This is a genomic window from Halorhabdus amylolytica, from assembly GCF_004944975.1.
Classification (GTDB): domain Archaea; phylum Halobacteriota; class Halobacteria; order Halobacteriales; family Haloarculaceae; genus Halorhabdus; species Halorhabdus amylolytica.
This window is the reverse complement of sequence record NZ_SPQG01000011.1, coordinates 63,730-89,739: the sequence shown is the minus strand read 5'-3', so window position 1 is coordinate 89,739 and position 26,010 is coordinate 63,730. Positions and strand designations below refer to the sequence as shown.

Here is a 26,010-nt window from a genome sequence, read left to right as displayed (position 1 = left end):
CACAACGGGGTAACTGTTCTGGGATCCGTCGCGCGTGGGAACCAGTCACCCGGTCCCGTCCGGATACGGTACGTCGATCGCCTGGCCGTCGGCGGCGACGAAAGCCCCCTCGCCGAACGCCTCGCGGGCCTCCCGCTGCAATCTGTCAGCTTGCCCGGCGTACCGCGTCGAGACGTGCGTCAGTGCGAGTCGGTTCGCACCCGCCGCCGCGGCCAGTTGGGCGGCCTCCCGGGCCGTCGAGTGACCCGTCCGTTCGGCCCGTTCGGCGCGGTCCTCGGCGAACGTCCCGTCGTGGATCAACAGGTCCGCGTCCTCGCTTGCCGCCCGGATTGATTCGACGGGCCGCGTGTCGCCGCTGTAGACGACAGTCCGTCCCGGTCGTGGTGGGCCGACCACTTCCTCGGGCCGGACTGTCCGACCGTCGTGTTCGACGGGTTCGCCCGCGTGAAGCGTCGAGTACTTGGGTCCCGGCGGGATGCCCAGTTCTTCCTCAGCCTTCTGGCGGTCGAAACGACCCTTCCGGTCGTCCTCTGTGAGGACGTAGCCGACCGATCGCGTGCGGTGTTCGGTCTCGATCGCCCGGATCGCGTATTCCTCGGCGTCCAGCACCACATCCCCCGCAGCGTTCTGTGTGATCCGTAACGGATAGGACGGTCGGTCACCGGTCGCGCCGATGAGGTCTTCCAGTCGTGAGCGCGTCCCGTGGGGCGCGTGGATCGCGAGCGGTGCCTCACGATCGTTGAAGTCCATCGTCTGCAAGAGACCGGGGATGCCCAGCACGTGATCGCCGTGCATGTGCGTGACGAAGATATGTGCCACGTCGAACCCAGTGCCGAAACGCATCATCTGGCGCTGGGTTCCCTCGCCACAATCGAAGAGGAGACGCTCACCTTCCCGCCGGACCATTACAGCCGAAGGATTGCGTTCGGTCGTCGGCACCGCGCCGCTCGTCCCGAGGAACGTCACGCGCATTACCTCCCGCTCGCTCGCCGACGGCTAAACGCCCTTCGGATCGTCTCGCCCGACGCCTGGATTGTGGCGGGGCGAAGGAGGGAAAGCCTGGCAGCATCCGGAACCCGACTGGCTGTTGACGTCCGTCCGAAAATATATCGGTAAAACCGATTGATCGTCCACCAGAACGTCGAAAACTGCAATCGGGCATGGGAGAGTCAGCGTGGGAATCCCCCGGACTGCCAGTCACTTCGGGGGCATCGCCAGCATCCGGCCGCCACAGACCGCACAGGCCACGGGGCGGCGATCCGCTGTCGTCTCCCAGCCGCACTTGGCACACTGGAACGTGTAGGGCCGATCGTCGGCTGACTCCTCATCACCCATCTCACCCTCGCTCTCGAACTCCACACAAATGAGTGTTGATACCGGAGACGGATTCCGGAAGTCCCGATCCAGACGAGCGGTACGCGGAGAACCACAAAGTCGGATCGTCCGCCAGGAACGGAGCGGGGTCCGGCCGAACCCAACCAGGACGGACATGGTGAGATAGTCGGGAGAACTACCAGATTGTCCAGTTCGTTTGACCGCCGATGGCAAGAATTGGTACCCACTGGCGCCTTCATTTGGGTCCGGTATCTCGATACGACGTGAACGTGTGTCCCTTGGTTCAGTGTGAGACGTGTGGCGGCCTACTGAACCGTCGTTGTAACTGTTCGAGGACGGAACCATGAGTAGCGATACCCCAACCACGACTGACGGAAGAGTCGGAACCGAAACGCGCGCCCTCTCGACCGCGGCGGGCGCGATAGAAGTCCTGCGGGCGACCTCGGCGGAGGTGGACGAACAACTGTCGGTAATCGACGATCGTGCTGCCGATCAGGCCGAGGAGATCGGGGCGATCGTCGAGGAGGTGTCCGAGTTGAGCGCTACTATCGAGGAGGTCGCCGCCAGCGCCGAGCAGGTGGCGACGCGAAGTACGGAGGCGGCGGATCGGGCGGCTGAAGGACGCGAAGCCGCCTCGGAAGCCGGGGACGTCGTCGGGAACGTCCGGACGACCAGTGAGGATCTCCTCGAAGACATGCAACGACTCGAAGAGCGCATCGAGCACATCGAGGAGGCGCTATCAGGTATCGACGATATCGCCGAGCAGACGAACATGCTGGCGATCAACGCCTCCATCGAGGCGGCCCGGGCCGAAGACAGCGACGGGTTCGCGGTCGTCGCCGAGGAAATAAAGACCCTCGCCGAGGAGTCCCGCGAACAGGCCGACGCCGTCGAGTCGTCTCTCCAGGAGGTCCGAGCGGCCGCGGACAGGACCGCTTCCACGCTGGAGACGACAGTCGCCGAGATCGAGACCGGGAGGGACTTCGTCGAGACCGCCGAAGAACGCTTCGAGGCAGTCGCCGAGACCGTCGAGCGGACGGCGACGGACGTACAGTCGGTTTCGGCGGCAACGGACGATCTCGCGACGTCGAGCGAGGAGATCGCGACCGGCTCCGAGGACGTGGCGGACAGCGCCCAAGCCATCAGAGACGACATCGTCGCGATCAGGGAGGCACGTGGCGAGCAGACGACGATGCTCGGCGAGGTCGGCGACGCGATCGCCGTCGTCACGACCGGGGCGGAATACGAACGCGTCCCGTCCGGTCTCGGTGGTCTGGACGACCTCGTCGGGGGTCTGATAGAAGGTGGACAGATAGTCCTGGAGTACGAGCAACAGCGTGTGGCGGACGTCGTAGCGTCCGTGACGGCAGGAGCGGTGGCGACGGGCGGCGCGGTATCACTGACCCCGCCGCCGAGCCTCGACCGGGGGACGCTCCGGCGGGCGTTCGCGGAGAAAGACGTCACCCTCGAAACCACACTCGCCGACGATCGCCTGTTCGTCCTCGACGCGTTCGACACCTGGCAGGGAGGTTCGAACGTCTTCGACCTCGGGACCCGTTCGCTCACGGAGGCCAACCGAGAAACCGACCGCCGACGGGACCGGCCCCTGCTGATCGTCGGCAACATCGCCGGCGAGATCGCCACCCTCGGCGAGGAGGCAGCACGGGCGGCCCGGTTCGAGAACGACGACGGAGTCTTCGGAGCGACCGACACCGTCTTGAACGTCGTCGATCGCTCGACGGTCGCCGAGACGATGGCGGCGTTCTACGCTGGGGCCGCCGATCAGGTGTTTCGTCTCGTCGACGAGAACGACCGACGTCACGTGGTTCTCGCAACCGATCCGACCGTTTCGACGCCGGTCGGCGGGCGGATCGTCGCCGGGGAAGGTCGATCGATCGAAGTGGTCCCGGCGGAACACGCCCCAACGCCTTCGGACGCATGAACGCGGACCGGAACCGTTTCGGAGTACTGTTCGAACTCACGGAAGACGCCGTCGCCGAGATCGAGATGGTCGACCAAATTCCCGTCGTCCGGACGGTCAACCCGGCTTTCGAAGAGGTCTTCGGGTACGAACGCACCGAGATCGTCGGAGAGTCCCTGAACGAGTTCATCGTCCCTGACCATCGATCGAGTGAGGCGACGTCCTTCGACGACCGGACGGCCGACGGCAAGTCCAACTGGGCGACCGTCTCCCGACGTACCGACGACGGGCTTCGGGAATTCCTCTACCGTGGCGTCCCCTACGAACGTGAGGGCCAGCGCTTCGGACTGGCGATCTACACCGATGTGACCGACCGGCGCCGACGGGAACGTCACCACGAGGTTCTCCATCGGGTACTCCGTCACAACCTCCGCAACGACCTCACGCAGATCTCGTTGTCGACGGAGATCCTGGTCGAGGAACTCGAAGACGCCACGCTCCTCGAACACGCCAGACGGATCGGCGCGGCAGCCGACGACCTCGAGAAGCTGAGCCACGCCGCCGGACGGGTCAGGGACGTCATGGGCGGCGTCACCGATGAGACATCGTCCGTCGACCTCGCCGGAACACTCCGGGACGTGATCGATCGATACCGCGGGAACGACGAGGTAGTCTTCGAGACCGATGTCTCCTCGAAACTGCCGGTGGCAGGGGATCGGCGACTCTTCGACGCGATAGACGCACTCGTCGAAAACTCCCTGGAACACGGGGCCGCATCTGACGGCTCGGGAGACGACCCTGCGACGATTCGTGTCGCGGCACGCCTCGATGGCGAAGAAGTAGAGGTCACGATCACCGACGAGGGACCGGGTATCCCGGAGTACGCTCGGGCCGCCGTCTTCGACGAACGCCCGATCTCACAGCTCTCTCACAGTAGCGGGCTCGGGCTGTGGCTGGCGAAGTGGCTCGTCGAGGGGTTCGGCGGACGGCTCGGGTACGAACGCCGGGGCGGCCGAACGACAGTCTCCGTCAGACTCCCTCGTAGCCAGTGACTCCCCAACACCGATACCGGGGTCAGCAGAGAACCATATCCGTATCGCCGACAGCGCGTGGGTCAAGAACGGCGCAGCGAACAAAAGTCAGCAGAGAACCACGTCTGTATCGCCGGACCTGCGACCCCATCCCTGGCGCCAGACGGGTTCGACACGTGCTCGTGTCACTCGAAACGCGCCCCCTATCTCGTTCGGCCTGCGCTCATGATATATTCGACAGGCGTCCAAGAAACATTGAAATACACAATAATTTTGGAAGTGTATCCGTACGAACGTTCGATAATAGCTTATCTGTATATATTCTCTAGCGAATATTAGGACAACGGATAAGCGTGTGGGTCTGTGACAGACAAACATGGTTCGATCCGATCCGTACCCGCGCTCGACTCCCCGGCGCTTCGAATGTCGCTCCTGTCTCGAAGTCGTTGTCACCGACGAGCGGGTCGCCACCTGTCCGGAGTGTGGCGGGCGCATGAAAAACGTCTCCGTCCCGCGCGAGTGAGACCCGTCCCGCACGAGTGATACGGATTATTGTCGTGATGTACCGGTATCCGTCGACTCCCGGGTCGGTGTCATCCGGAAATAATCTGCAATAATCCGTATGAAACTGCTGCCGGAACGTGACTCGGCGTCGGACGCAGCCGAAACTCCGTGACGTCGACCCGGTCGTGGATCCACCGGCACCCACCAGAAGAGAGGTCCGATAAGCAACTGTTTTGGCGGATATTACGGAGTATTTTCCATATATTGGACGAAAGGCGAAACGTTCATACACACTTTGGCGGTGCAAGTATGGCACCATAACAAAACGTTTTTACCACAGAGTCGGTAGCAGTGATCGTCAGAGGTGATGTGAACACGCCACACGATCATGTCCGGTTCCGACGAACGGTCGAACCGTTCTCTCGCGGCCAGCGTCGTGAGTGACTGTCCCTCGGGAACGAGCCTGTCAGCTTCCTGCCACAACTGGGCTTGATCGTCGGTCCACCGACGATCCTGCCGTTTTCGTAATACGCGACGATAGACGGCTGTTTCGCCGTCAAAGGCCCCGGACAGTAGCGTTCACCCGATAGCCAGCCTCCGTCGGTGACGGTACCCAGGTTGCAGCGAGGGGAGTGTTTTTAGGTGTGGTGGCACATCTCACAGGTATGAAGTTCGTCATCGTCGGGTTCGGCCGCGTCGGGATGCGGACCGCACGGGTCTTACAGGAGGAGGGCCACGACGTTACGATTGTCGACATCGACGCCGAGAAGGTCGAACGCGCCCGCGAAGAGGGGTTGCAGGCGGTACTGGGCGATTGCAACGACGAGTCGACTCTCGAGGCGGCGGGGATCACCGAGGCCGACGCAGTCGCCGGTCTAACGGGTGATCTCAACGCCAACTTCGCAGCCTGCATGATCGGCAACGAACACGGCTGCCGGACGGTGCTCCGGATCGACGAGGACTACCGCAGGGAACTCTACGAGAACTACGCCAGCGAGGTCGACGAGGTGATCTATCCCGAACGACTCGGTGCTGCCGGTGCGAAGACGGCCATGCTCGGTGGCGACTTCGATGTCCTCGCGGACCTGACGGAGAACCTGACGGTCACGTCGATCCGGATCCCCGAGGGCTCGCCGATAGTCGGAACGCGCGTCGTCACGCTGGATCTGCCGGGGGACGCTCAAGTGTACGCCCACGGCCGTGACGACGAACCCATGTCTATTCCGCTGCCCCGTGACACGATCGCAGCCAACGATCGGATCGCGATCACCGCCCCACCGACAGCCATCGAGGACATCCGGGCGAGTCTCATGCCCGAGGAACCCGCCTGAGAACGGCAGCGACGACGGTGACGCCGCTAGTCCCGTCGGAATCCGGACCGGTGGTCAGTCGGTCCGGAAGGAAAGTGGGTGCCCGGGCGCGCTGTGGGAGGATGGGAAAGACGACGAGGCCGTCTGTGCGCGCCCGTGAGTGAGTTCCCCGTGGTCACACATAAAACCGCGTCAGACAACTGCATGACGGCTCCACGATCCGTGCGCTTTTGGTCCGGCCGTCCGACCCGCGTCCATGGACACCTGGGGTGACCTCTTCGAACGAGCGTCGGCCGTCGAGACCGACGTGGCGACGATCCGGGAGCGCCTCGCCGCGCGGCGGGAAGACGGGGACGAGCGGAACGGGAGAGGGGACCGGGACGCCGCCGAGCGGAACGACAGAAACGAACGAAACGAGAGGGACGAACGGGACGCCGCCGATCGCGGCGAGTCAAATGAGGAAACGACGGGGGGTCACGGGACGATGGCGGAGACTGATCCGACGCGAGTGGCCGCCGGCGCCGACGTGCTGGCGGCTGACCTGCTGATCGGCGGCCCGGCCCGAGAGACACTCGATCACGTGCGGGGCCACGACTGGCTGACGCTCGTCGCGAGCGATCCGCTGGTAGGCGATACCGAAGCAATCGTCTCGTCGCTGGCCGACGACGATCTGGCCGGAGTCTGGCGGGCACGGATCGACGAGGATCGCCACCGGGTCGAACACCCAGAGGGAGACCATCCAGCTCTCGCGTCGGCGATCGCCGGCAAAGCGGGTCACGTCCTGACGTTCGACGAACGACTGACGGGTCCGAAAGCTGGCGTCTCCCTGCAGCGATACGCGATCAGCGTTCGCACGCCGGCGGCGTTTGCGACCGTCTTCGATCCGGCCGCGGTCTACGAGGGGTTGGTCGGCGACAGCTATCCGGGACCGGACGCCGATCCGAGGGGGTGAGCGGGCCGACGGGGAGAACGGTCACTCCTCAAGTTCGAGTTCGAACTGCTCGTGCTCGACGGCGGCGTTGAGGACGACGCTCGTGTTGGACTCCTTGATCTCGGGATCGGTGAGCAGACTCTTGATCTGGGCGTTCATGTCGTCGGTGTCGTTGAACTTCCCGATCGCGATGATGTCGTGGTCGCCAGTGACCTCGTAGACGCTGATCATCTGTTCCTGTTCGCGCAGGCGATCGGTCACTTCCGGTAGAGCCGACCCCTCTACCTTGAGCTGGAGGACGGCAGTGACGTCGTAGCCGATCTTGTCGTAATCGACCTTGGGCGTATAGCCACTGATGATCCCTTCGTCCTCCAGATCCGAGAGGTGGTTCGAGACGGTCGTCACCGAAACGTCGAGATCGTCGGCGAGGCTACGGAGACTGGCCCGGCCGTCGTCGAGCAGTTCGTTGATGAGTTTGCGATCGAGATTTTCGTACGTCATTGCCATCGAAGACGGGTTCCTCCCATTAGAATTTTACGAACATCCAATTCTCGATCACAACCGGAAGATTTGCGCAGAACGGCACTGTTTTTATAACAGGGGTGCACCTCCCGAATGACGTGAAAGATGACAAACGATCAGCTCACTGACGGCGGGCTCTCCGCCGAGGCGGAGGCGGTGCTCGAAGAGATCGACGAACAGAACGTCGACTTCCTGCGGTTGCAGTTCACGGACATCCTGGGGACGGTCAAGAACGTCTCCATCACGGCCGACCAGGCCGAGAAGGCGTTCACTGAGGGGATCTACTTCGACGGCTCCTCTATCGACGGGTTCGTCCGAATTCAGGAGTCGGACATGCGTCTCGACCCCGACCCCTCGACGTTCGCGTTGCTCCCGTGGCGGACCAGCGAGGACAGCGCAGCGGCCCGACTTATCTGTGACGTGATTAATACGTCCACCGGCCAACCCTTCGAAGGGGACCCGCGTGGGATTCTGAAGAACGCCATCGACCGGGCCAACGAGATGGGCTACGAGGTCAACATGGCCCCCGAACCCGAGTTCTTCCTCTTCGAGGAGGACGAGGAGGGCCGCGCCACGACCAAGACCGGCGACCACGGTGGGTACTTCGATCTCGCGCCGAAGGACCTCGCCAGCGACGTACGCCGGGACATCATCTTCGGGCTGGAAGACATGGGCTTCGACATCGAGGCCTCCCACCACGAAGTCGCCCAGGGTCAACACGAGATCAACTTCACCTACGACGACGCGCTCTCGACGGCGGACAACGTTGCCACCTTCCGATCGGTCGTCCGCGCGATCGCGGCCGAACACGACCTGCACGCGACGTTCATGCCCAAGCCGATCCCGAAGATCAACGGCTCGGGCATGCACACGCATATGTCGCTGTTCACCGCCGAGGGCGAGAATGCCTTCCACGACGGCGACGACGAGTTCAACCTCAGCAAGACGGCCAAGCAGTACCTCGCGGGTATCTTAGAGCACGCTCCCGCTATCACCGCCGTGACGAACCCGACCGTCAACAGCTACAAGCGGCTGGTCCCGGGCTACGAGGCGCCGGTCTACGTCGCGTGGTCGGACCGCAACCGCTCGGCGCTGATCCGCAAGCCCGCCGCCCGCGTGCCCGCAGCCAGTCGGATCGAGGCCCGCTTCCCCGACCCGTCGTGTAACCCGTATCTCGGCTTCGCCGCGCTCATCCACGCCGGGCTGGACGGCATCGAGAAGGGACTGGACTGTCCGGATCCCGTCCGGGAGAACATCTACGAATTCGACGAGGAAAAACGCGAGGAGTACGGCATCGACACGCTGCCGGAGAACCTCGGCGAGGCGGTCGATGCCCTCGAAGCGGACGAGGTCATCCTGGATGCCCTCGGCCCCCACACTGGCGAGAAGTTCGTCCAGGCCAAACGGCAGGAACACATGGAGTACCTGGTCGACGTCTCGGAGTGGGAGATCGACCGGTACCTCGAGAAGTACTGAGGCCACACGGCCCCGGATCGCTCACCCGTTTTCGACGCCGGATTTCGATCGTCGAACAGCCACGACCAGCGCACCGAGGGCGATTCCGGCAGCCGCCACCAGCGTCCCGAAGCCACCCGCTCGGACGAATGTGACGCCGGTCATCACCAGGACTGCCGTCATCGCAAGGCCCATCGACTTCGACCCACCCCGATCACGCCCACGGATACCCTCCGCGCCGACGGCCGTGCCGAGAGCCACGCCAGCAACCAGGAGCCCGTCGACGGACAATTCGACGAAGATGGGGCCGACAGCACCGAGCAAGCCCGCGAGTGCGAACGCACGACGGGGACGTGCCAGTACCTCGAAGACGACTACCAAGTATGCCAGCCCGACAGTGATCCCGGCGACGACTTCGACCGGTCGGTGGACGCCGAGGACGACCCGCGAGACGGCGACCGCGGCGACCATACTCCCGGCGAACGCGAACGGCCGGTCGCGGTTCTCCCCCCGGAACGCCCACGCCAGGCCGAGCCAGCCGACCGTCGCCGCCGTGGCGTGGCCACTCGGGAAGGCGTAGCCGCCGGGGCCGACGATCCAGGTGTATATCCGGGCGACGGTGTCGGGCATTCCAGCCACGCCGGGCAGGTCGGTCGCACCCGGCGGGCGCGCCAGCCCGAACCCGGTCTTCAGCGCGACAGAAAGTGCGAGTGCTCCGATGATCGCCGCGAAGGCGAGGGCGCCACGCCCGGGTTCGAAGCGGTCGCCGGCGACCTGAAGCCGATCCCCGAACCAGAAGACACCCAGTCCCAGGCCGGCGATCACCAGCGGGTCACCGAGCAACGTCACCAGTGAGACGACGAACCAACCCGCCGCTTCGAGCGTCGTCACGGTCACGACCGCCAGTCACGTATGCGATCGAGGAAGCGTCCCGGCGTCCCGACGAGTTTGAACGTCAGGCCGAGAAGGACCATCAGTGCGTACAGTCCGAGCGTCGACAGCCAGATCACCAGCATGGCGAGAACGGCCAAGCCATCCCCGAGGAAGTAGAACGCACCGAGTGTCATGAGAGTCCCGTAGAGGAGGACGAGATAGGGTCCCCACCCGCGGGCGTGGCCTCGCCGGACGCGACGTCGAACGTACCGCCGGAGGTCACTCTCGACGTCCTCACGGTGGACAGTTCTGTCGTCGATCTCGGCCTCGAGACGATCGATCTCCGCGCGTAGCTCTTCGATTTTCGCGTCCGTGTCGTCAGTCCGGGTTCCGCCGTGCCCTGGGTCCGCGACGTCGCCCCGTCCGACATTCCTCGCGTCCGCAGCGTCGTCCGGGGCGTCCGGTCGTTCGGTCTCGTCTCCGTCGTCGTCCGGGGCGTCCGGTCGTTCGGTCTCGTCTCCGTCGTCGTCCGGCCCGTCCCCGGCCGTCCCGTCCGTCCCGGTCATTGTCAGTGGTTGGCTCCTTCTGGGATCGCCCTCAAGTTGTAGTTGCCGGTCTCGTCCGGCCAGTACGGCGTTGACGACCGCACCCAACAGGAGGATACTCGCCCCGAAGTACAGCCAGGTGACGAACAACAACACGCCCCCGACCACACCATAGACGTCGAACTGGCCCGCATTGGCGGCATAGATGCGAAAGAGAACGCTCAACAGCGACCAGCCGACGGCCGCGGTGATGGTCCCCGGCACAGCCTCCCTGATTCCGACCGGAACGTCCGGAACGACGACGTACATCGGAAGGAGGACGATCGCGAGTGCCAACGTGATTCCGACGGTCCCCACGATGCCGACCAGCGGGACGCCAGTCCGTGAGAGGACGACGGTCCCGAGGGCGACGGCCGAGCCGGCCATACCCAATGCGAACAGCGCGAAGGCTGCGTTCCGGAGCTGGTCGAGGAACGTCGTCTCGTCGGCGGTCCCGTACACCGTCGCAAACGCCAAGGTGAGACCCCGAAAGACGCGCAAGCCGCTCCACAGCAGGACGCCGACACCCGCGACGGTCGCCCCGCCGCGACCGGCCCCGCTCGATAGCGTCTCCCTGAGCAGGTCCCGCCCGGTTTCCGAGAGAACGCCGCTGACCGCGCCGACGACCGCCTCGGCCAGGACGTCCCCGCCGACGAACGATCCGACGGCGACGACCAACAGAGCCAGCGGAAACACCGAGACGAACGCGTAGTAGGCCGTGGCGGCCGCCAGAAAGGACAGCCTCGAGGAGAGTGTCAGGCCGACGACCTCGCGCCCGGTCCCGAAAATCGTGCGTGCGGTCGAAGCCATGCTCGGGTTCCGGTCGCCGACGACAAAACCTCTTGGCCGAGTGGGGCCCTGCAGGACCGTTCCCGGTGATCACGACGAACGAAAACTGGTTACGTCAGGCCCCCACAGAGGTGGTCATGAATCAACGACTGGTCGGGTGGGTCCGACAGGGTACCGGTATGGGGTTTACCGCCGGTCTCCTGTTGATTGCCCTCGGCGTGGCGGGCCAGTCAGCCACCTTCGCCCTCGCCGTCGGCGTTCTCGCGATCGGAGTGGTCGGAACAGCCATGCGACAGACGCTCCGCGAACGGATCGATCACCCCGGGTTCGCGGCGTACCTGGTGTCGATCCCGCTGGGACCGCTGGTGGCCGGGGTCGTCTTGGTGGTGTTCCTCGGAGCCTCACCCGGCGAACTCCAGACGCTTGGCGGCGTCCTCGGACTGCTAGCACTTCTCAACCACCTGTTCCGCCCAGTATACGCGTTCGGGCACTACGTCGTCTCGCGACTGGCTGGCACGTTCCCGTGAGCTGTCCGGCCGTGCCGCTTTAGGCCGTCGCCTTGCGGATTTCGACGACATCAGCGTCGGTCTTGAACGTCGTCCCGCCGTAGTGCGTCCGGCTAGCGGCATATCCGGCCTCCCGCAACGCGTCGAGGAAGTCGTCCATCGCCATCGCCGAGCGCTCCCAACGCTTACACAGGCGGTGTTGATCGTAGTGGGTCGGCTCGTCGAGTTCGGACGACAGCGTCTCCACCAACTCCCGAGCATCTTCTGCCGTCCCCATATCGTCCTCGACGTGATCACCGACTCGGTCGAGAAAGGCTGTCTCATGGGTCCGCCCGAGCCACAGCGGGCCGGCCGTTTGGAGATGCTCACCGCAATGTGGACAGGCCTCGGGAGGGTTCGCGATCAGCCCGCGTTCCGTCAAGCGGTGGAGACAGTGCTGGCAGTGATGGATGTGACCGAGTTCTTCGAGGGCGTCGTCGGCCACCTGTGCGCCGTAGTCGAATTCGAGGGACGTCCGGACGTAGTGATCGCTGGCGTGGATGAAGATCGGTTCAGCGGCGATGTCGTAGCGAGCGGCGGTCCGGACCAGCGCGCCCAGCAGGATCCGAACGCCCATCTCCCCGTGGTACTCCGTATTCCGCGGGACTGCGCCGTAGGAGCGGACGCCGCTCTGAAAGTGTGCGCCACAGAGAGGTGCGAGGTCGGTCGCCGTCACGCAAAGCAGTCGACTCGCGGCCTGGACGGCAGCGTCGGCAAAGGGGATCGGCGTCCCGAACGGGTCGAGATCCACCACGTCGAACTGCCGTTCGTGCATGAGAGCGTTGGCGTTCCGGTGGATGACCTCTCCATCGAGTTCGTTGGCTTCGAGATTGGCTCGACAGCGTTCGACGGCGTTCGCGTCGACGTCACAGAGGGTCGCCTCGAAGCCGTTTGCCGCCGCTCGGACCCCGCGAATACCGCTTGCGGCCGTCGCGTCGAGATAGGTTTCGACCGGGTGTGCATCGTGAGCGTCGATCCGCTCGCGGTATGCTCGGATCGTCGCGACGGTGAGGTCGCGGTTCAATTCCTGGACGGGATTGAAGAAGACGTCGTCGCCGACGCCCTCCTCGGCCTGCTCGGGGATCTCGACCGTGACCCGACCCTCGCGTTCACGCATACCTCCGCTGGGCCGGCCGCGAGGAAAAACGATACGTTCTCCGTCTGCGCCGTCGAAAGTCGTCGTATCGGTCAGCCCCTGTCCCCACGAAACTGCAATCCTGTGGAAGGTTCGACGGGGAACTCTCCGGTCGCTTGACGGTATTCGATCCCGATCGACGGCACGCGACTATTCATGTATATGATCAACATATAAATAGAGGGGCACAGCGGAGACGACCCGACAACTCCTTGAACAAATCCCAGGTGAAAAGGCAGGAGATGTCCGTGAAGACCCAGACTGTGGGAGAAGGAACCACGACACGAAAACACAGTTATAACGGCCAGAATGACGATTTTCGTGGTTTTCGTCTACAGGAAGATGCCGACATTCCGGTCACGATCGCGTGCGATTTATACGATTGCGCTGTCCGACTGACGACTGAACTATCATTATATAACCAAATCCTTTATAATGAATTCGAGTATATAAACAAAGGATGTCGCACGACACGACCAGACGGACGTTCCTGAAGGGAATCGGAGCGACGGCAGCGACCGTGGGAATCGTCGGCACCGCGAGCGCATACGAGTACCGCGAATCGACGCGCTTTGCACAGTTCAACATCGAGAATCTGGAGACGAATCAGGTCCAACAGTTGTACGACGAGCAGCCATCCGCCGCGGCAGAACTCATCCAGGAGGTGCGTCCGGACGTCCTTGTTGTCAACGAACTCACCAACAACATGCAGGAGGGAAAGTCGACGAGCGTCGAGAACATCCGCGCGTTCATCGACAACTACCTGCGTGAGCCCCAGCGGTCAGATCTCGACCCGATCGCGTTCCCGTATACGTTCCAGCCGCCGGTCAACACGGGTGTGCTCCCGGAGGAGGACTACGACTTCAACAAGGACGGTTCTGCGGGCAAACGTCCCGGTGACGCGTTCGGGTTCGGCATGTATCCCGGACAATACGGGCTCGCGGTCGCCAGTCAGTACCCGATCGTCGAGTCGGAGATCCGAACCTTCCAGGAGTTCCTTTGGGCAGACATGCCCGGGAACTTGATGCCTCTCGACGACGGCTCGGAACGGCTCAACAAAAAGGACGGTATATATCTCACGCCCGAGGAGACAGACGCGTTCCGGCTACCCTCGAAAACCCACGCCGACGTTCCGATCCGCGTGGACGGCGAACGCGTCCACGTGCTCACCTCCCACCCGACGCCACCCCAGTACGACGGCCCGAACAATTTCAACGGTCGGTGGAACCACGACGAGATCCGGTTTTGGGCCGATTACGTCGCCAACGCCGACTACATCTACGACGATGACGGCAATCGAGGTGGCCTCGAAGACGACAACTACGTGCTCATGGGCGATCAGAACGGCGCAGTGACGACCGAACGGATACTGAAGCCGTCCCACACGTTCTTCCACGAGAACGACGACTTCTACACCGAGGAGTTACCCACGAGTCCCGGCGGGGAATCCCTCGACAACCCGTACGCGACCCGGATCCGCGGAACGCGACCCGGACAGTCGGGCGAGGAAGACACAGTTGTCGCACAACTGGACTACGTGTTGCCGTCGCCGCAGTTGTCCTACGAGGACGGCGGCGTCATCTGGCCCGAACCCGGAACCGATCGCATCGAGACCGTGCGCTCGGCGTCCGATCACCGGATGGTCTGGGCCGACGTCAACAGTGGAAATACAGACGAGTCAGGTTCGTAAGCTGCTGCAATCGCTCTGATGCTCACCGCACTCGGCGATTCGAACTCCCCCGACTGACCGATATCGCACCGGGCTGTTTTTGATGCCCGCCGTCCAATTCTGGACAGTGACGGCACTTGAGGAGTGGCAGGCGGCCCTGGCCGAGGCTGGCGAACTCACCTCCGACGTAGTCGATCGTATCACTACCGTCCATGGGTCCCGCGGGGTGCGAGCCATCGAGGCCGTCGGCGAGGACCGAGTCAAGGAGTACCAGGATTTCACGGTCGTCGTCGGTCACAGCGACGAGTACGTCATCGAGGGCGAGGGCTGTACCTGTGAAGACGCAAATTACAATCTCGATCCGGACGATCCGACCGACCTCTGTTGGCACGTCCTCGCAGTTTTGATCGCCCGCGAAATCGACGCCGTCGATCACCACGACATGTATTACAGCGAGGTCCGGGACTTCCTTTGAGAGAACGGAGAACGCAGCTTGCCCATTCCCGAACGATAAATCGTGTGTGTATTTTACTGTCGACGTGGTGAATGTGCACGAGACACATGGGATCGAGTGACGAGATCGTCGTGTTGCACGTCGACGACGAACCGGATCTCGCGGAGATGGCAGCGGAGTTTCTCGAACGCGAGGACGATCGGTTCACCGTCGAGACCGCGAGGAGTGTCGAGGCGGCCCTGGAGGAACTCGCGGGGCAGGACGTCGACTGCATCGTCAGCGACTACGAGATGCCGGGGACGGACGGTATCGAGTTCCTGGAGGCTGTTCGCGAGGACCATCCTGCGTTGCCGTTCGTCCTCTACACCGGCAAGGGGTCCGAAGAGATAGCGAGCGAGGCGATCGCCGCAGGCGTCACCGACTATCTCCAGAAGGGGACCGGTCTAAGCCAGTATGCAGTGCTGGCAAATCGGGTCACCAACGCGGTCGAGACCTATCGCAGTCAGGAGCGCGCACGGACCATGCAGCGAATCCAGCGAGTGTTACGGGACGTCAACCAGCGACTCGTCCGTGCCGAGACCCGCCGGGAGGTCGACGCGGCGGTCTGTGAGGTACTCGGTCGGACGGAACCGTACCGACTGGCCTGGGTCGGGGAAGCCGCGGACGGGACAGTTCGGCCCCGGGCAAGTGCTGGGGAAGCCACGGGATATCTCGGGGGAGAGACCGACGACGAGCCGGCCGCACGCGCCCTCCAGGACGGTGACCCGATCACAGTCGAGTCAATCGACAATGAGAGGGGCGACTCCTGGCGAGCGACGGCCCGAGACCACGGGATCCGCGCGATCGCCGCCGTCCCGCTGATCTACGGTGAGACAGGCTACGGAGTGATGAGCGTCGCAAGCGGACACGAGGACACTCTGGACGAGTGCGAGCGCGACCTGTTGATAGAGGTGGCCGAAGACATCGCCCACGCGATCCACAGGGTCGAGAGCGAGCGGCGGTTACGCGAACAGCGGGCGGATCTCCGGGTGTACGAGCGCGCGGTCGAGTCCGCGAGCGATCTACTGGCCGGAATCGATACCGAGTACACGCTCGTGTTTGCCAACGAGCGGTATCGGGAGTTCCACGGAATCACCGAGAGCGACGTAGGCGAGGTGTCGCTCCCGGAGGTCCTGGGCGAGACGTGGGATGCGGAGATAGCCGAACGCGAGGCGCGGGTCCTCGACGGCGAAACTCTCAGCTACGAGGTCGAGCGGACGGCACCGGACGGCCGGACGCGGACGTTCTCTGTCAGGGACTACCCGCTGCGGGACAGCGATGGACGGATCCTGGGCGTCGTCGGTTCAATGCGGGACATCACCGGCCGGAAACGTCGTGAGCGGTAGTCGTCAGTATCTGAGCGGTAGTCGTCAGTGTCAGCCGTGAGCGATCGCCACGGGCAGGCGAACGCTGTCAAACCAGTACCTGGACTTCGTACCCGCTGTCGCGGAGCGCAGCGAGGAGATCGTCGACGTGATCCGACCCGCGCGTCTCGACGTCTAAATCCACCACAGTATCGTCCATTGCGATGTCCCGCGAGGCCCGATCGTGCTCGATCGCGTAGATGTTACCCCGTTCCCGTGAGATCACCTCGACGAGTTCTTCGAGTGCACCGGGCCGGTCCTCCAGGACGGTCCGGATCCGGAGATATCGCCCGGTCTCGATCAGCCCCCGCATGACGACCGTCGTCAGGACGTTCAGGTCGATGTTTCCGCCACTGAGTACGGGCACGATCGTCTCGCCCTCGTCGTACTCGAAGGCGTCTTCGAGCATCGCAGCGACGGGCACCGCACCGGCCCCTTCGACGAGCGTCTTGGTCCGTTCGAGCAACGTCGTCACCGCGACGGCAATCGCCGAGTCAGGAACCGTGACGACCTCGTCGACCCGATCCTGGATTACCTCGAAGGTCCGCTCGCCGACCTTCCGCGTGGCGATGCCGTCAGCGATCGTCTCGACGCCCTCGCGTTCGACGACTTCGCCCGCCTCCAGGGACCGCGGAAGACTCGCCGCTCCTTCGGCCTGGACGCCGACGACACGGACGTCCTCCTCGTACCCCTTCAGCGCGGTCGCGACGCCGCTGATCAACCCGCCGCCGCCGACCGCGACGACGACCGTGTCCACGTCGGGGCAGTCCTCCTCGATCTCCAGCCCGAGTGTGCCCTGTCCGGCCATCACGGTTTCGTCGTCGAAGGCGTGGACGTACGTCTGTCCCGCTTGCTCGGCGATCTCGTGGGCTCGCTCGGCCGCCGCGTCGTAGTCCTCGCCGTGAAGGACGACGTTGCCGCCGTAGCTTCGGGTCGCCTTGACCTTCGCGACAGGAGCGCGCTCGGGCATGACGATCGTCGAGTCGACACCCATCCGGCTGGCCGCGAGCGCGACCCCCTGGGCGTGATTGCCGGCGCTGGCCGCCACGACGCCGGCGTCCTGTTGTTCGTCGGTGAGTGTCGCGATCCGGTTGGTCGCCCCGCGGATCTTGAACGATCCCGTCCGCTGGACTGTCTCGTACTTGAGGTGGACGTCCGCGCCAGTCATCGCCGAGAGCGAGTACGAGCGCTCCAGGGGCGTGTGCCTGGCCGTCTCGGCGACGCGGTCGCGAGCGGCCAGGACGTCCTCGCGAGTGAGCATGTCGGAGGTTGTAGTCGAATAGTGGTAACTCTGCGGGACGACGGCGAACGCTGCCACTGTCGGAACCCACCCTCAGGCCTTTGAAGGTGGCGCCCCTCGCCAGCGAACGTATGACGAAAAACCTGCTGAACGAGAGCGACACGTTCGACATCGGCGGCGAAGAGACGGTCCATCGGCTCGGGTTCGGCGCGATGCGACTCACCGGCGAGGATATCATCGGCCCGCCCGAGGACGAGGAGAACGCGAAGCGTGTCATCCGCCGGGCGATCGAACTCGGCGTCGATTTCATCGACACGGCCGACTCATACGGCCCGGGCGTCAGCGAGCGCTTACTCGGCGAGGCGCTGACCGACGATGACGACGTCGTCGTGGCCACGAAGGCCGGCTTGCTCCGTCACCGCGACGGCGAGTGGACGCCCCACGGCGACCCGGAGTACCTCCACAACCAGGTGTTGGTCAGCCGCGATCGACTACGAACCGATCGGATCGATCTCTACCAGTTCCACCGTCCGGACCCCGACACCGACTTCGAGGACTCAGTGCACGCGTTCGCCGAGATGAAGGACGCCGGGCAGATCGAACACGTCGGGCTCTCGAACGTCACCGTCGAGGAACTCGAAACGGCGATGGATATCGTCGACATCGCGACCGTACAGAACCGCTACAACGTGGGCAATCGCGAGGACGAGGCGGTCTTGAACGCCTGCGAATCTCACGGCGTCGGCTTCATCCCCTGGGGGCCGATGTACACCGTCGACGACGATGGGGTCGCCGGGGTGCTGGACGACGTTGCCGAGCGTCACGACGCGACCCGGCGACAGATCGCCCTGGCGTGGCTGCTGGATCACTCCGACGTGACGCTGCCGATCCCCGGGACATCGAGCGTCGAACACCTCGAAGCGAACCTCGCCGCGACCCACGTTGACCTGACCGACGAGGATCGGGCCGCGCTTTCCGGGATCGACCCACAGTAAGGCGAGAAGTGGTCTCGATACCGAGGCTGTTCGTTCTCGCCGCGATCTCACTCGTCGGTGAGATACCGCGTCCGCAACTGCGCGACGTACTGCTCGTCCCACCCTTTGGTTTCGACGTAGTAGGTGAGTGTCGCCTCGACGTACGCCACGGGAAGGACGTCGTTTCTTGCGAGCGAACAGAGGACGTGTGGCGTCGTGAAGAGGGTGTTTCGATCGTCGAGCGCGAGGGCGACGAACAGGTAGTTCGTGGTGTTGAACTCGTCCGTGACGAACAGATCCGCCTGCAACTCGTTGGCTAGCCAGATCCCTGCGGACTCGCCGCGATCGAGCCCGTAGTCGAGCGGTTCGTCGGTGCGTTCCTCGACGTCGTGTGTCGTCAGATGACGGGCCGCCCCGAGCACCAAGTCGGCGGCTGCAGCCAGGAGATCGTCGTTCTGGCTCGCGTCGGTCACCTCGCCGAGGACGCGCGCGGGGACGTGGACGTCGTAGGCGGCGAGGACGGCTTTGAGCGGGTCCGCACCCGAAGGGGCCCTCTCCCGTCCGTCGACGACCGGCGTGGCGAGGTTCAACAGCACATTCGTGTCGAGGACGGCGAGGGCTCGCTCAGCCATCGTCAGGTAGGAGATTCGTCCTCGGACGAGGACCCACGACCGTCCGTCCATTCGGGCATCTCGCCCTCGTAGAACGAGTCGTCGCTCGGATGCCCGTCCTCGAGTCGGGGCTCGGGCGGCGTCCGGTCGATCGACGCCTCAAGCAGTTGCAGCCGCATCGCCTCCTCACGGCCGAGGATCGCTTCGACAGTGTCGAACTCGACGCGCCCGTCGTAGTAGGCGTCACCGAGGCGGCGACGGAACGCCTCGTCGTTTGCGAGTTCTTCCAGTTCGTCCTCCAGCGCTTCGATCAGGAGGCGAGTCCGCGAGATGTCGAGGACTTCCGAGACGCTGTCGGCCCGCTTGACGAGGGACTTCGGGGCGTTGAAATCGACGCGCGTCTTCTCTTCAGCCATCACTTCATGTGTAGGTTCTACACACGCTTAGCTCTATCGCCGAGCAGCTAATTGACCAGATCCACGTATTCGAGTCCCCCGCTATCGTTGATCCTGATCTGGCTCTCGAGTAGTCCCGGATACAGCGTCACGTTCTCGTCGATCGACTCGCCGTCCATCGTCGCCTGAATCCGGTAGGTCGTCTCCAGTCCCTTCAGCGTGGCGACCGTCTGTTTTCCGTCGGGCTCAACCGTGACTGTATCGTTGAAGAGGACGGCCGACTCGTTGGTGACAGCAACGTCCAGCGTGTGAGGCTCGTCGTCGACGCTGCTGAGGACGACCGGGACGTTGTCCCCACTCGGAACCGTCGTGGGTTCGCTCGTCGTCGTTGCCGTCGGGGTTGCGGATAGGGTTGGTGTCGTTGTCGGCACTGTTGTCGTCTGGGCTGTCGCGGTCTCAGTCGGCGTCGGAATATCGGTCGCCGTTTGCATTGCCGTCGGCGTGTTCGTCGTCGCACAGCCAGCCATCGCGACGACAGCGACGACCAGCAGGAGGGGGACCAGGCGGCTCGACATAACGATCACTCAAGATTGATATAATATATGTCTTCGGGCGAGTAGAGATCCTCGCGGGGAGAGGTAACACAAACCGTTGTTTGAGTTTTCTGAAAGCACTTTTCAGTGGCCGCGGTAGGAGTGATCATGAACCGTCGGACGTTCCTCGCCCTCTGTGGCACCGGAGTCCTCGGCCTCACTGGCTGTCAGACGACGGCGAACGACGAGACTCCACAACTATCCGAAGACTCCCCAACCGGGGACAGGACGCCGACGGAAACCGACACCGTCCCGGCGACCGAAACGACGACCCCGACGAAAGCGACGGACGGCACGGACAGCCCGGCCGGTACCGGAACCGAGACGACGCCAGTCGCCGTTTCCGTCGAGTACGACGTCCGTGCCGGCGACGTTCCGGACGCCCTGCAGTCGTTGGAAGTAACGCTCCAGGTGGTCTTCGTCGCCGACACGGACGAGATGACGGCGTGTCTCCGAGAGACCTATACGGGACCGTACAAACCGACGGTGACGCCCATCTCGACACCGACGGCCGACGCATGTCGCCGGTCGGAGCCGGTCACGGTCGATCTCGCCGAGGAGGACCAGGAGTTCGCCATCGGTCCCGTAAACGCATCCGTCACCGACGCGGCAGGCCACGCCCTGATCGTCACCGACGTGACAGCGACGAGTCAGGACGGCGAATCGGTCCCGATCAAGGGGGCCGACGGCCATCGGGTCCGGATCGTCGAAAGACGGGTCGATGGGTCGTCACGCTTCGAGATCGGCCTCGCGGCAGGCCCGGACGAAGCCGAATACGACTACGAACTGGTCTCGACGATGATCGACTCGACGGCCTGACGAGGTGATTCCGGGGCCTGCGGGGCGTTGCGAGAGGTCTACCGCTCGTCGATCCGGACGAACTCCTGATCGTCGGGCCCGACATAGCGGGCTCGCGGACGAATGAGGCGGTTGTCCGCCTGGTATTCGAGGACGTGGGCGACCCAGTCGCTGACACGGGACATCGCGAAGATGGGCGTATAGCGGTCGATCGGGATGTCCTGGACAGCACCGACGCATAGTCGATTCGAATCCGGGATATATTGCTGTCCCGGACAGATCGAAGAAGAGCTACTCGTCGAGTTCGTCGAAGAGAGTCCGATCCTCGTCGATGATACGACGGACCCGAGCACGGAGGCTCTCCGAGTCGTCGTCCGGTGATTCTCTCAAACTCATCGTGAAGGTATTACTCGGAGTAGTGGCATAACTCTTTGCCATCAGCGGTTCAGTTTCTCGCCGTCGATTTCCCCGTTCGAGAGCCACTTGGCGAGTTCTTCGGTATCGAAACGCTGGATATTTCGGAGGACAGTAGCTACCCGTTCGGGCTCCCGGACAGCTGGCTCCGTACCGTATTGATCCAGGTAGAGACGCGTGGCTGTCCAGGCCGTACGCTTGTTTCCGTCCTCGAAGATATGCACCGAGATGAGGCGCCTGAGTAGTGCCGCTGCTCGGAGATGAATACTGTCATACTCTTCTGCGTCAGAAAGGACGTTCGAGAGCGTTTGTTCCGAAAAGTGAGCACTGATGCCTGTGTATTTCAGTCCATAGGACTCTTCGATCTCCTCGTGAATTTCGATGATCTCGGACGGTGTCGGGAGAGTCGCTTCATCGGTCATGCGTCTTCCGGATCCTCGGGTTAATGTCTCCCGCTATCTCTCACGCTCGTCGATCCGAACGAACTCCTGATCGTCAGGCCCGACGTACCGGGCTCGCGGACGAATGAGGCGGTTGTCCGCCTGGTATTCGAGGACGTGAGCCACCCAGCCCCCAACGCGACTCATCGCGAAGATGGGCGTATAGAGGTCGATCGGGATGCCCATCTGGTAGTACATCGACGCGGAGTAGAAGTCGACGTTCGGGGCGATGCCGGTCTCCTTGGCCATGAACTCCTCGATGGCCCTGCTGTAGGAGTACCACTTGTACTCGTCGGCGGCCTTGCCGAGCGCCTTTGACTTCGCGCCGAGGATCTTCGCCCGGGGGTCCTTGACGCTGTAGACGCGGTGGCCGAACCCCGGGATGCGCTCGCCGGAATCGAGGGCCTCCCGGGCCCACTCGACGGCCGTGAGGTCACTCTCGTCGATCTCCAGCAGCGTCCGCATCACGTTCTGGTTGGCACCGCCGTGGAGATTACCCTTCAGCGCGCCGATCGCGCTGGTGACCGAGCTGTGCAGATCCGACAGCGTCGAGGCCGTCACCATCGCGGCGAACGTCGAGGCATTGATGCCGTGGTCGGTGTGGACGACCAGCGCCATGTCGAAGATGTCGGCGAGGGTCTGTTCCGGGACCTCGCCGTTGAGCATGTACAGGAAATTCTCGGCGTGCCCGAGGTCGGTCCGCGGTTCGATCGGCTCCTCGCCGTCGCGGATCCGCTTGTAGGCGGCGACGAGCGTCGGCATCTTCGCCGTGATTCGGCGCCCCTTCCGCTGGGCTATCTCGCCGTCGCCTGCCTCGCCCGTCGAGTCGTCCGGGTCGTAGGCCGAAAGCATCGAGACGGCCGTCCGGAGGGCCGCCATCGGGTTCTCCTCGGCGGCCGCCAGTTCCCGAACCGTCGAGAGCACCGCCTCCTCAACCTCGCGTTCGCTCGCCATCTGTTCGGAGAACCCTTCGAGTTCCTCGTTGGTCGGGAGTTTCCCTTCCCAGAGGAGATACAGAACTTCCTCGAAGCTGGCGTTCCTGGCGAGGTCCTCGATCGGATAGCCGCGGTAGACGAGCCGCCCCGCGTCGCCGTCGATGTCGCTCAACGACGACTCGGCGACGAGTACACCTTCCAGTCCCTTCTGGAGCTGCTCAGACATACCGTAATCTCCCGTCCGTCGGGGAAAAACATTACCGTTTCCCGGCCGGCTCTGCCGGCGACACCTGTCGATCTCGACGTTCGTTGTGCGCCCGGGACCGATCGACCACAGTATTGAACGTCCGTCCACGGGCCGGCCCGTGGAGCCCGTGTGAGTGGACAGACCGGCAGTCGGGCAACGCTTTTGGCGCGCGCCGGTGAATCGGGAGACGATGGTCGACGGTGAGGACGTCAGCTACGAGCCGGTCAGTGTCAAGGACGTACTGGCCGAGATGAAAGACACCGCAGAGTTATTGATCGATCTGTCTTACTCGGCGGTGCTTCTGAGCAGCGACGAGATCGCAGAGGAGGTCCTTGCCCTGGAGGAACGGATGGACGTCCTCCATCTCCAGGCCCGGATGAGCCTGCTGATGGCCGCCCGCAACCCGGAGGACGCCGAGGCGCTGGCGCCGGTCCTGGGAATGGTCGGGGCGGCGGAGAAGATCAGCGACGCGGCGGGCGACATCGCCAAGGTCGTCCTGGAGGACATCGGCCTGCCGGCAGCGATGCGGGCGACCCTTCCCGAGGCGGTCGAGACGCTCGTGAGGACCACCGTCAGCCCGGACTCGGCGTACGCCGGGGAGACGCTCGGCGGCCTCAATCTCGAGACCGCGACGGGCGTGCGAATCATCGCGATCCGCCGGGAGGGCGAGTGGCTCCTCAATCCGACGGCCGAGACGACGCTACGGACGGATGACGTGCTCCTGGCGCGCGGTCCGGAGGACGGTATCGCGGCGATGTACGCGGCGACGACAGGGAAGGAGTACGAGCCCCCGTCGCCGCCGGAGAGCGACATCGACGACCTCGAACGCGCGGTCGACTCGATCGTGCTGATGAAGAACATGAGCGAACTCGCCGTCGACCTGGCCTACGGCGCGGTGCTGTTCGACAGCGAGGCCGTCGCCGAGGAGGTCCTGGAACTGGAGGCCGAGGTCGACGCCCTGCAATCCCGGTTCGAGGCCTGGACGCTCCGGGCGGCCGGCCGGGTCGAGGATCCCGTGCGGTTGCGCGGGCTGGTCCACCTGGCACGCTCGACGGAAGTCATCTCCGACGCCGCCCTGGAGATCAGTGAGGGCGTCCTCCGTGGGCTCGGAACCCACCCCGTGGTCGCTGCCGCCGTCGAGGAGAGCGACGAGGTGATCGTCCGTGAACGCGTCGCCGAAGGGAGTACCATCGCCGGCTCGACACTGGGGGATCTCGAGGTGAAGACCGAGACGGGCATGCGCATCATTGCCGTCCGGCGGCCGAGCGACCAGCCGACCGGCAAGCACCGGACGGACTGGGAACTCTCGCCCGGTCCCGAAACCGGGATCGAAGGCGGCGACGTGCTGATCGCCAAGGGGACTCGCGGCGGGGCCGAACGGCTGGCCGCACTGACCGGTGGCTGACCCGCGGTGCGACCGGTCGAGCCGACGACCGGGTACACGGGCCACACCCCGCAAAGTCGTTCGATCACGTGTCGACCGACCCGTCCTCGGAGAGGAGTTTGTACGCCTCGGCCCCGACGAGGATCGTCGTCACGACGGCCGTAGTGGTCAACGCGAGGACGACGGTCAACGAGAGGTACAACGCCTGCGTCCCGAGCGAGCTACTGCCGGCGACGAACAGCAGGTACGTCGCCACGGCGAGGGCGACTCCGACCGCGATCCCCCGACGGAGATGGCCCCGGACGTCGAGGGCCTCGAGCAACCGGGCTTTGCCGTCTGATTGTCCGGACACGGCATCGAGTTGGCAGGCCCGGGTCAAGAACGTCCCGGCCTTCCGGCACCGCTCTCCCACATCGAACCGCTCAAGGCGATGGCCCCACCCAGAACGCACAATGACGAGTCTGGGCACGGCCAGTGCCGATCCGGGCGAGATCGACACGGGGCGGCTACAGGTCGGCGAGACGCGAGACGGAAGTCCGGTCGGCCTGCCGGTCGCGGTCGTCAACGGGCGACAGACGGGGGACACCCTCTACCTGCAGGCCGCCAGTGACGGTGACGAACTCAACGGGGTCGGCGTCCTCAATCGCCTCGTCCCCGACCTCGATCCCGACGAACTCCAGGGGACGATCCTGCTCGTCGGGATCGTCAACTACCACGGGTTCCAGGTGGCCGAACATCGCAACCCGCTGGACGACACGAAGCTCAACCGGACCTATCCGGGCGAGGAGACGGGAACAACTAGCGAGCGCATCGCCGCCGCCACCTTCGAAGAGGCCACCCGGGCAGACCTGATCCTGGATCTCCATCAGGGCTCGACAAGCCGGATGATCGACGAGACGCGTGTTCGATGTGGGACGCGCCATCGCCTACACGAGGAGTGTCTCGAACTCGCGAAAGCCTTCGGCTGTGGCTACGTTCTCGACCAGAAAGGACCCGACGGCCAACTGGCACGGGCGGCTCCAGACGAAGGTGTCCCGACGATCGATCCCGAACTCGGCGGGGCCGTCGGGTGGGACGAGGACTCGATCCAGGCCGGACTCGACGGCCTGTGGAATGTACTCGCCCACTACGACTTCCTGGACGGCGAGGCGCCGATGGAGAAACAGACGCGGGCGAACAGCTTCGATCAGTACGGCGCCCCGGCGGGCGGACTGGTCAGGTTCGAACCCGACCTCGGCGAGCGCGTGACCACCGGCGACACCCTCTTCACCGTGACCGACATCTTCGGCTCGGTCAAGGAACGCGTCCGCGCCGACTCCTCGGGGATCTTCTGGCGAACGCGTCGACTCCCACAGGTCGGAACCGGCGAATACGTCTGCTCGGTCGGCATTGACCTGGACTCGTACTGAGAAAAGCAACTCCAGCAATCAACCGAAATTTATCACTTCGGGCTGACAGGTTCCGCTGAGAGCCGACGGCAAGTCAAATCGTTCGAGAATCCACGATTCTCGTGATTGG

The 26,010-nt window shown here is 64.1% G+C and carries 27 protein-coding genes and 1 pseudogene; 14 read left to right on the top strand and 14 right to left on the bottom strand.

Annotation, left to right across the window (positions count from 1 at the left end; genetic code table 11):
• Positions 1-45 precede the first annotated feature (45 nt).
• On the bottom strand, positions 46-972 hold the full coding sequence (gene rnz, locus E3374_RS13230) for a ribonuclease Z (protein WP_136689433.1): 927 nt from the start codon (positions 970-972) through the stop codon (positions 46-48).
• A gap of 225 nt (positions 973-1,197) precedes the next feature.
• Positions 1,198-1,359, bottom strand: coding sequence for a hypothetical protein (locus tag E3374_RS17220; protein ID WP_169051847.1), 162 nt, complete (start codon positions 1,357-1,359; stop codon positions 1,198-1,200).
• A gap of 319 nt (positions 1,360-1,678) precedes the next feature.
• Between E3374_RS17220 and E3374_RS13225 the strand changes: the two genes are divergently transcribed.
• The 5 genes from E3374_RS13225 to E3374_RS13205 all read left to right on the top strand — a co-directional run bounded on the left by E3374_RS13225 (position 1,679) and on the right by E3374_RS13205 (position 7,053).
• On the top strand, positions 1,679-3,277 hold the full coding sequence (locus tag E3374_RS13225; RefSeq protein ID WP_136689432.1) for a methyl-accepting chemotaxis protein: 1,599 nt from the start codon (positions 1,679-1,681) through the stop codon (positions 3,275-3,277).
• Positions 3,274-4,308 carry a PAS domain-containing sensor histidine kinase gene (locus E3374_RS13220; protein WP_136689431.1) on the top strand — a complete coding sequence of 345 codons (1,035 nt, stop codon included), beginning with the start codon at positions 3,274-3,276 and terminating at the stop codon, positions 4,306-4,308. The genes E3374_RS13225 and E3374_RS13220 overlap by 4 nt, the downstream gene beginning before the upstream one ends.
• A 355-nt stretch (positions 4,309-4,663) precedes the next feature.
• Positions 4,664-4,810 carry a rubrerythrin-like domain-containing protein gene (locus E3374_RS13215; RefSeq protein ID WP_136689430.1) on the top strand — a complete coding sequence of 49 codons (147 nt, stop codon included), beginning with the start codon at positions 4,664-4,666 and terminating at the stop codon, positions 4,808-4,810.
• A gap of 628 nt (positions 4,811-5,438) precedes the next feature.
• Positions 5,439-6,122, top strand: a complete 684-nt coding sequence (locus E3374_RS13210) for a potassium channel family protein (protein ID WP_282568470.1) — start codon at positions 5,439-5,441, stop codon at positions 6,120-6,122.
• 235 nt (positions 6,123-6,357) lie between these two features.
• Positions 6,358-7,053, top strand: coding sequence for a DUF7384 family protein (locus tag E3374_RS13205; RefSeq protein WP_345890595.1), 696 nt, complete (start codon positions 6,358-6,360; stop codon positions 7,051-7,053).
• 21 nt (positions 7,054-7,074) lie between these two features.
• On the opposite strand, the gene lrp is transcribed toward E3374_RS13205, so the two are convergent.
• Positions 7,075-7,533: an HTH-type transcriptional regulator Lrp gene (gene lrp, locus E3374_RS13200; RefSeq protein WP_136689428.1), complete on the bottom strand. Its 459-nt coding sequence runs from the start codon at positions 7,531-7,533 to the stop codon at positions 7,075-7,077.
• A gap of 126 nt (positions 7,534-7,659) precedes the next feature.
• Here lrp and glnA point away from each other — a divergent pair, with 126 nt between their 5' ends.
• Complete coding sequence (glnA, locus tag E3374_RS13195; protein WP_136689427.1) at positions 7,660-9,030, top strand: type I glutamate--ammonia ligase; 1,371 nt, start codon at positions 7,660-7,662, stop codon at positions 9,028-9,030.
• Between the two features lie 21 nt (positions 9,031-9,051).
• Here the strand turns inward: glnA and E3374_RS13190 are convergent, their stop codons facing one another.
• The gene (locus tag E3374_RS13190) at positions 9,052-9,906 is read right to left on the bottom strand and encodes a phosphatase PAP2 family protein (RefSeq protein ID WP_248299489.1); all 855 of its coding nucleotides are present in this window, start codon (positions 9,904-9,906) and stop codon (positions 9,052-9,054) included.
• A complete protein-coding gene (locus E3374_RS13185) occupies positions 9,903-11,276 on the bottom strand; it encodes a YhjD/YihY/BrkB family envelope integrity protein (protein WP_136689425.1) in 1,374 nt (457 codons plus the stop codon). Before E3374_RS13185 ends, E3374_RS13190 begins: the two co-directional genes overlap by 4 nt.
• 116 nt (positions 11,277-11,392) lie before the next feature.
• Between E3374_RS13185 and E3374_RS13180 the strand changes: the two genes are divergently transcribed.
• Complete coding sequence (locus E3374_RS13180; protein ID WP_136689424.1) at positions 11,393-11,782, top strand: hypothetical protein; 390 nt, start codon at positions 11,393-11,395, stop codon at positions 11,780-11,782.
• Positions 11,783-11,801: 19 nt separating this feature from the next.
• Here the strand turns inward: E3374_RS13180 and E3374_RS13175 are convergent, their stop codons facing one another.
• Positions 11,802-12,917: a tRNA (guanine(26)-N(2))-dimethyltransferase gene (locus E3374_RS13175; RefSeq protein WP_136689423.1), complete on the bottom strand. Its 1,116-nt coding sequence runs from the start codon at positions 12,915-12,917 to the stop codon at positions 11,802-11,804.
• Between the two features lie 478 nt (positions 12,918-13,395).
• On the opposite strand from E3374_RS13175, the gene E3374_RS13170 reads away from it, so the two are divergent.
• The 3 genes from E3374_RS13170 (at position 13,396) to E3374_RS13160 (ending at position 16,443) form a co-directional block, all read left to right on the top strand.
• Positions 13,396-14,625 carry a twin-arginine translocation signal domain-containing protein gene (locus tag E3374_RS13170; protein WP_136689422.1) on the top strand — a complete coding sequence of 410 codons (1,230 nt, stop codon included), beginning with the start codon at positions 13,396-13,398 and terminating at the stop codon, positions 14,623-14,625.
• Positions 14,626-14,707: 82 nt separating this feature from the next.
• Positions 14,708-15,079, top strand: a complete 372-nt coding sequence (locus tag E3374_RS13165; protein ID WP_136689421.1) for a hypothetical protein — start codon at positions 14,708-14,710, stop codon at positions 15,077-15,079.
• Between the two features lie 86 nt (positions 15,080-15,165).
• On the top strand, positions 15,166-16,443 hold the full coding sequence (locus E3374_RS13160; protein WP_169051846.1) for a response regulator: 1,278 nt from the start codon (positions 15,166-15,168) through the stop codon (positions 16,441-16,443).
• A gap of 67 nt (positions 16,444-16,510) precedes the next feature.
• Here E3374_RS13160 and ilvA read toward each other — a convergent pair whose 3' ends face one another.
• A complete protein-coding gene (gene ilvA / locus E3374_RS13155) occupies positions 16,511-17,722 on the bottom strand; it encodes a threonine ammonia-lyase (RefSeq protein ID WP_136689419.1) in 1,212 nt (403 codons plus the stop codon).
• Between the two features lie 110 nt (positions 17,723-17,832).
• Between ilvA and E3374_RS13150 the strand changes: the two genes are divergently transcribed.
• Positions 17,833-18,696 carry an aldo/keto reductase gene (locus E3374_RS13150; RefSeq protein ID WP_136689418.1) on the top strand — a complete coding sequence of 288 codons (864 nt, stop codon included), beginning with the start codon at positions 17,833-17,835 and terminating at the stop codon, positions 18,694-18,696.
• Between the two features lie 47 nt (positions 18,697-18,743).
• Here E3374_RS13150 and E3374_RS13145 read toward each other — a convergent pair whose 3' ends face one another.
• The 3 genes from E3374_RS13145 to E3374_RS13135 are packed head-to-tail and all read right to left on the bottom strand — an operon-like array spanning position 18,744 to position 20,256.
• On the bottom strand, positions 18,744-19,358 hold the full coding sequence (locus tag E3374_RS13145) for a hypothetical protein (protein ID WP_248299488.1): 615 nt from the start codon (positions 19,356-19,358) through the stop codon (positions 18,744-18,746).
• Positions 19,310-19,702: a hypothetical protein gene (locus E3374_RS13140; RefSeq protein WP_136689417.1), complete on the bottom strand. Its 393-nt coding sequence runs from the start codon at positions 19,700-19,702 to the stop codon at positions 19,310-19,312. The genes E3374_RS13145 and E3374_RS13140 overlap by 49 nt, the downstream gene beginning before the upstream one ends.
• A gap of 47 nt (positions 19,703-19,749) precedes the next feature.
• A complete protein-coding gene (locus tag E3374_RS13135; RefSeq protein ID WP_136689416.1) occupies positions 19,750-20,256 on the bottom strand; it encodes a hypothetical protein in 507 nt (168 codons plus the stop codon).
• A gap of 126 nt (positions 20,257-20,382) precedes the next feature.
• Between E3374_RS13135 and E3374_RS13130 the strand changes: the two genes are divergently transcribed.
• The gene (locus tag E3374_RS13130) at positions 20,383-21,093 is read left to right on the top strand and encodes a hypothetical protein (RefSeq protein WP_136689415.1); all 711 of its coding nucleotides are present in this window, start codon (positions 20,383-20,385) and stop codon (positions 21,091-21,093) included.
• 38 nt (positions 21,094-21,131) lie between these two features.
• Here E3374_RS13130 and E3374_RS13125 read toward each other — a convergent pair.
• The 3 genes and pseudogenes from E3374_RS13125 to citZ form a co-directional block, all read right to left on the bottom strand.
• Positions 21,132-21,290 (bottom strand): annotated as a pseudogene (locus E3374_RS13125) (citrate/2-methylcitrate synthase); the annotation flags it as partial.
• 219 nt (positions 21,291-21,509) lie between these two features.
• Positions 21,510-21,908, bottom strand: coding sequence for a type II toxin-antitoxin system death-on-curing family toxin (locus E3374_RS13120; protein WP_136689414.1), 399 nt, complete (start codon positions 21,906-21,908; stop codon positions 21,510-21,512).
• A gap of 33 nt (positions 21,909-21,941) precedes the next feature.
• Entirely contained in the window at positions 21,942-23,087 is a 1,146-nt protein-coding gene (gene citZ / locus E3374_RS13115) for a citrate synthase (protein ID WP_136689413.1), read from the bottom strand.
• Between the two features lie 211 nt (positions 23,088-23,298).
• Between citZ and E3374_RS13110 the strand changes: the two genes are divergently transcribed.
• Positions 23,299-24,513, top strand: a complete 1,215-nt coding sequence (locus tag E3374_RS13110) for a potassium channel family protein (protein ID WP_136689412.1) — start codon at positions 23,299-23,301, stop codon at positions 24,511-24,513.
• A gap of 64 nt (positions 24,514-24,577) precedes the next feature.
• Here E3374_RS13110 and E3374_RS13105 read toward each other — a convergent pair whose 3' ends face one another.
• Positions 24,578-24,844, bottom strand: a complete 267-nt coding sequence (locus tag E3374_RS13105) for a DUF7536 family protein (protein WP_136689411.1) — start codon at positions 24,842-24,844, stop codon at positions 24,578-24,580.
• A gap of 100 nt (positions 24,845-24,944) precedes the next feature.
• Here E3374_RS13105 and E3374_RS13100 point away from each other — a divergent pair, with 100 nt between their 5' ends.
• Positions 24,945-25,901, top strand: coding sequence for a succinylglutamate desuccinylase/aspartoacylase family protein (locus tag E3374_RS13100; RefSeq protein ID WP_136689410.1), 957 nt, complete (start codon positions 24,945-24,947; stop codon positions 25,899-25,901).
• The last annotated feature ends 109 nt before the right edge of the window (positions 25,902-26,010 follow it).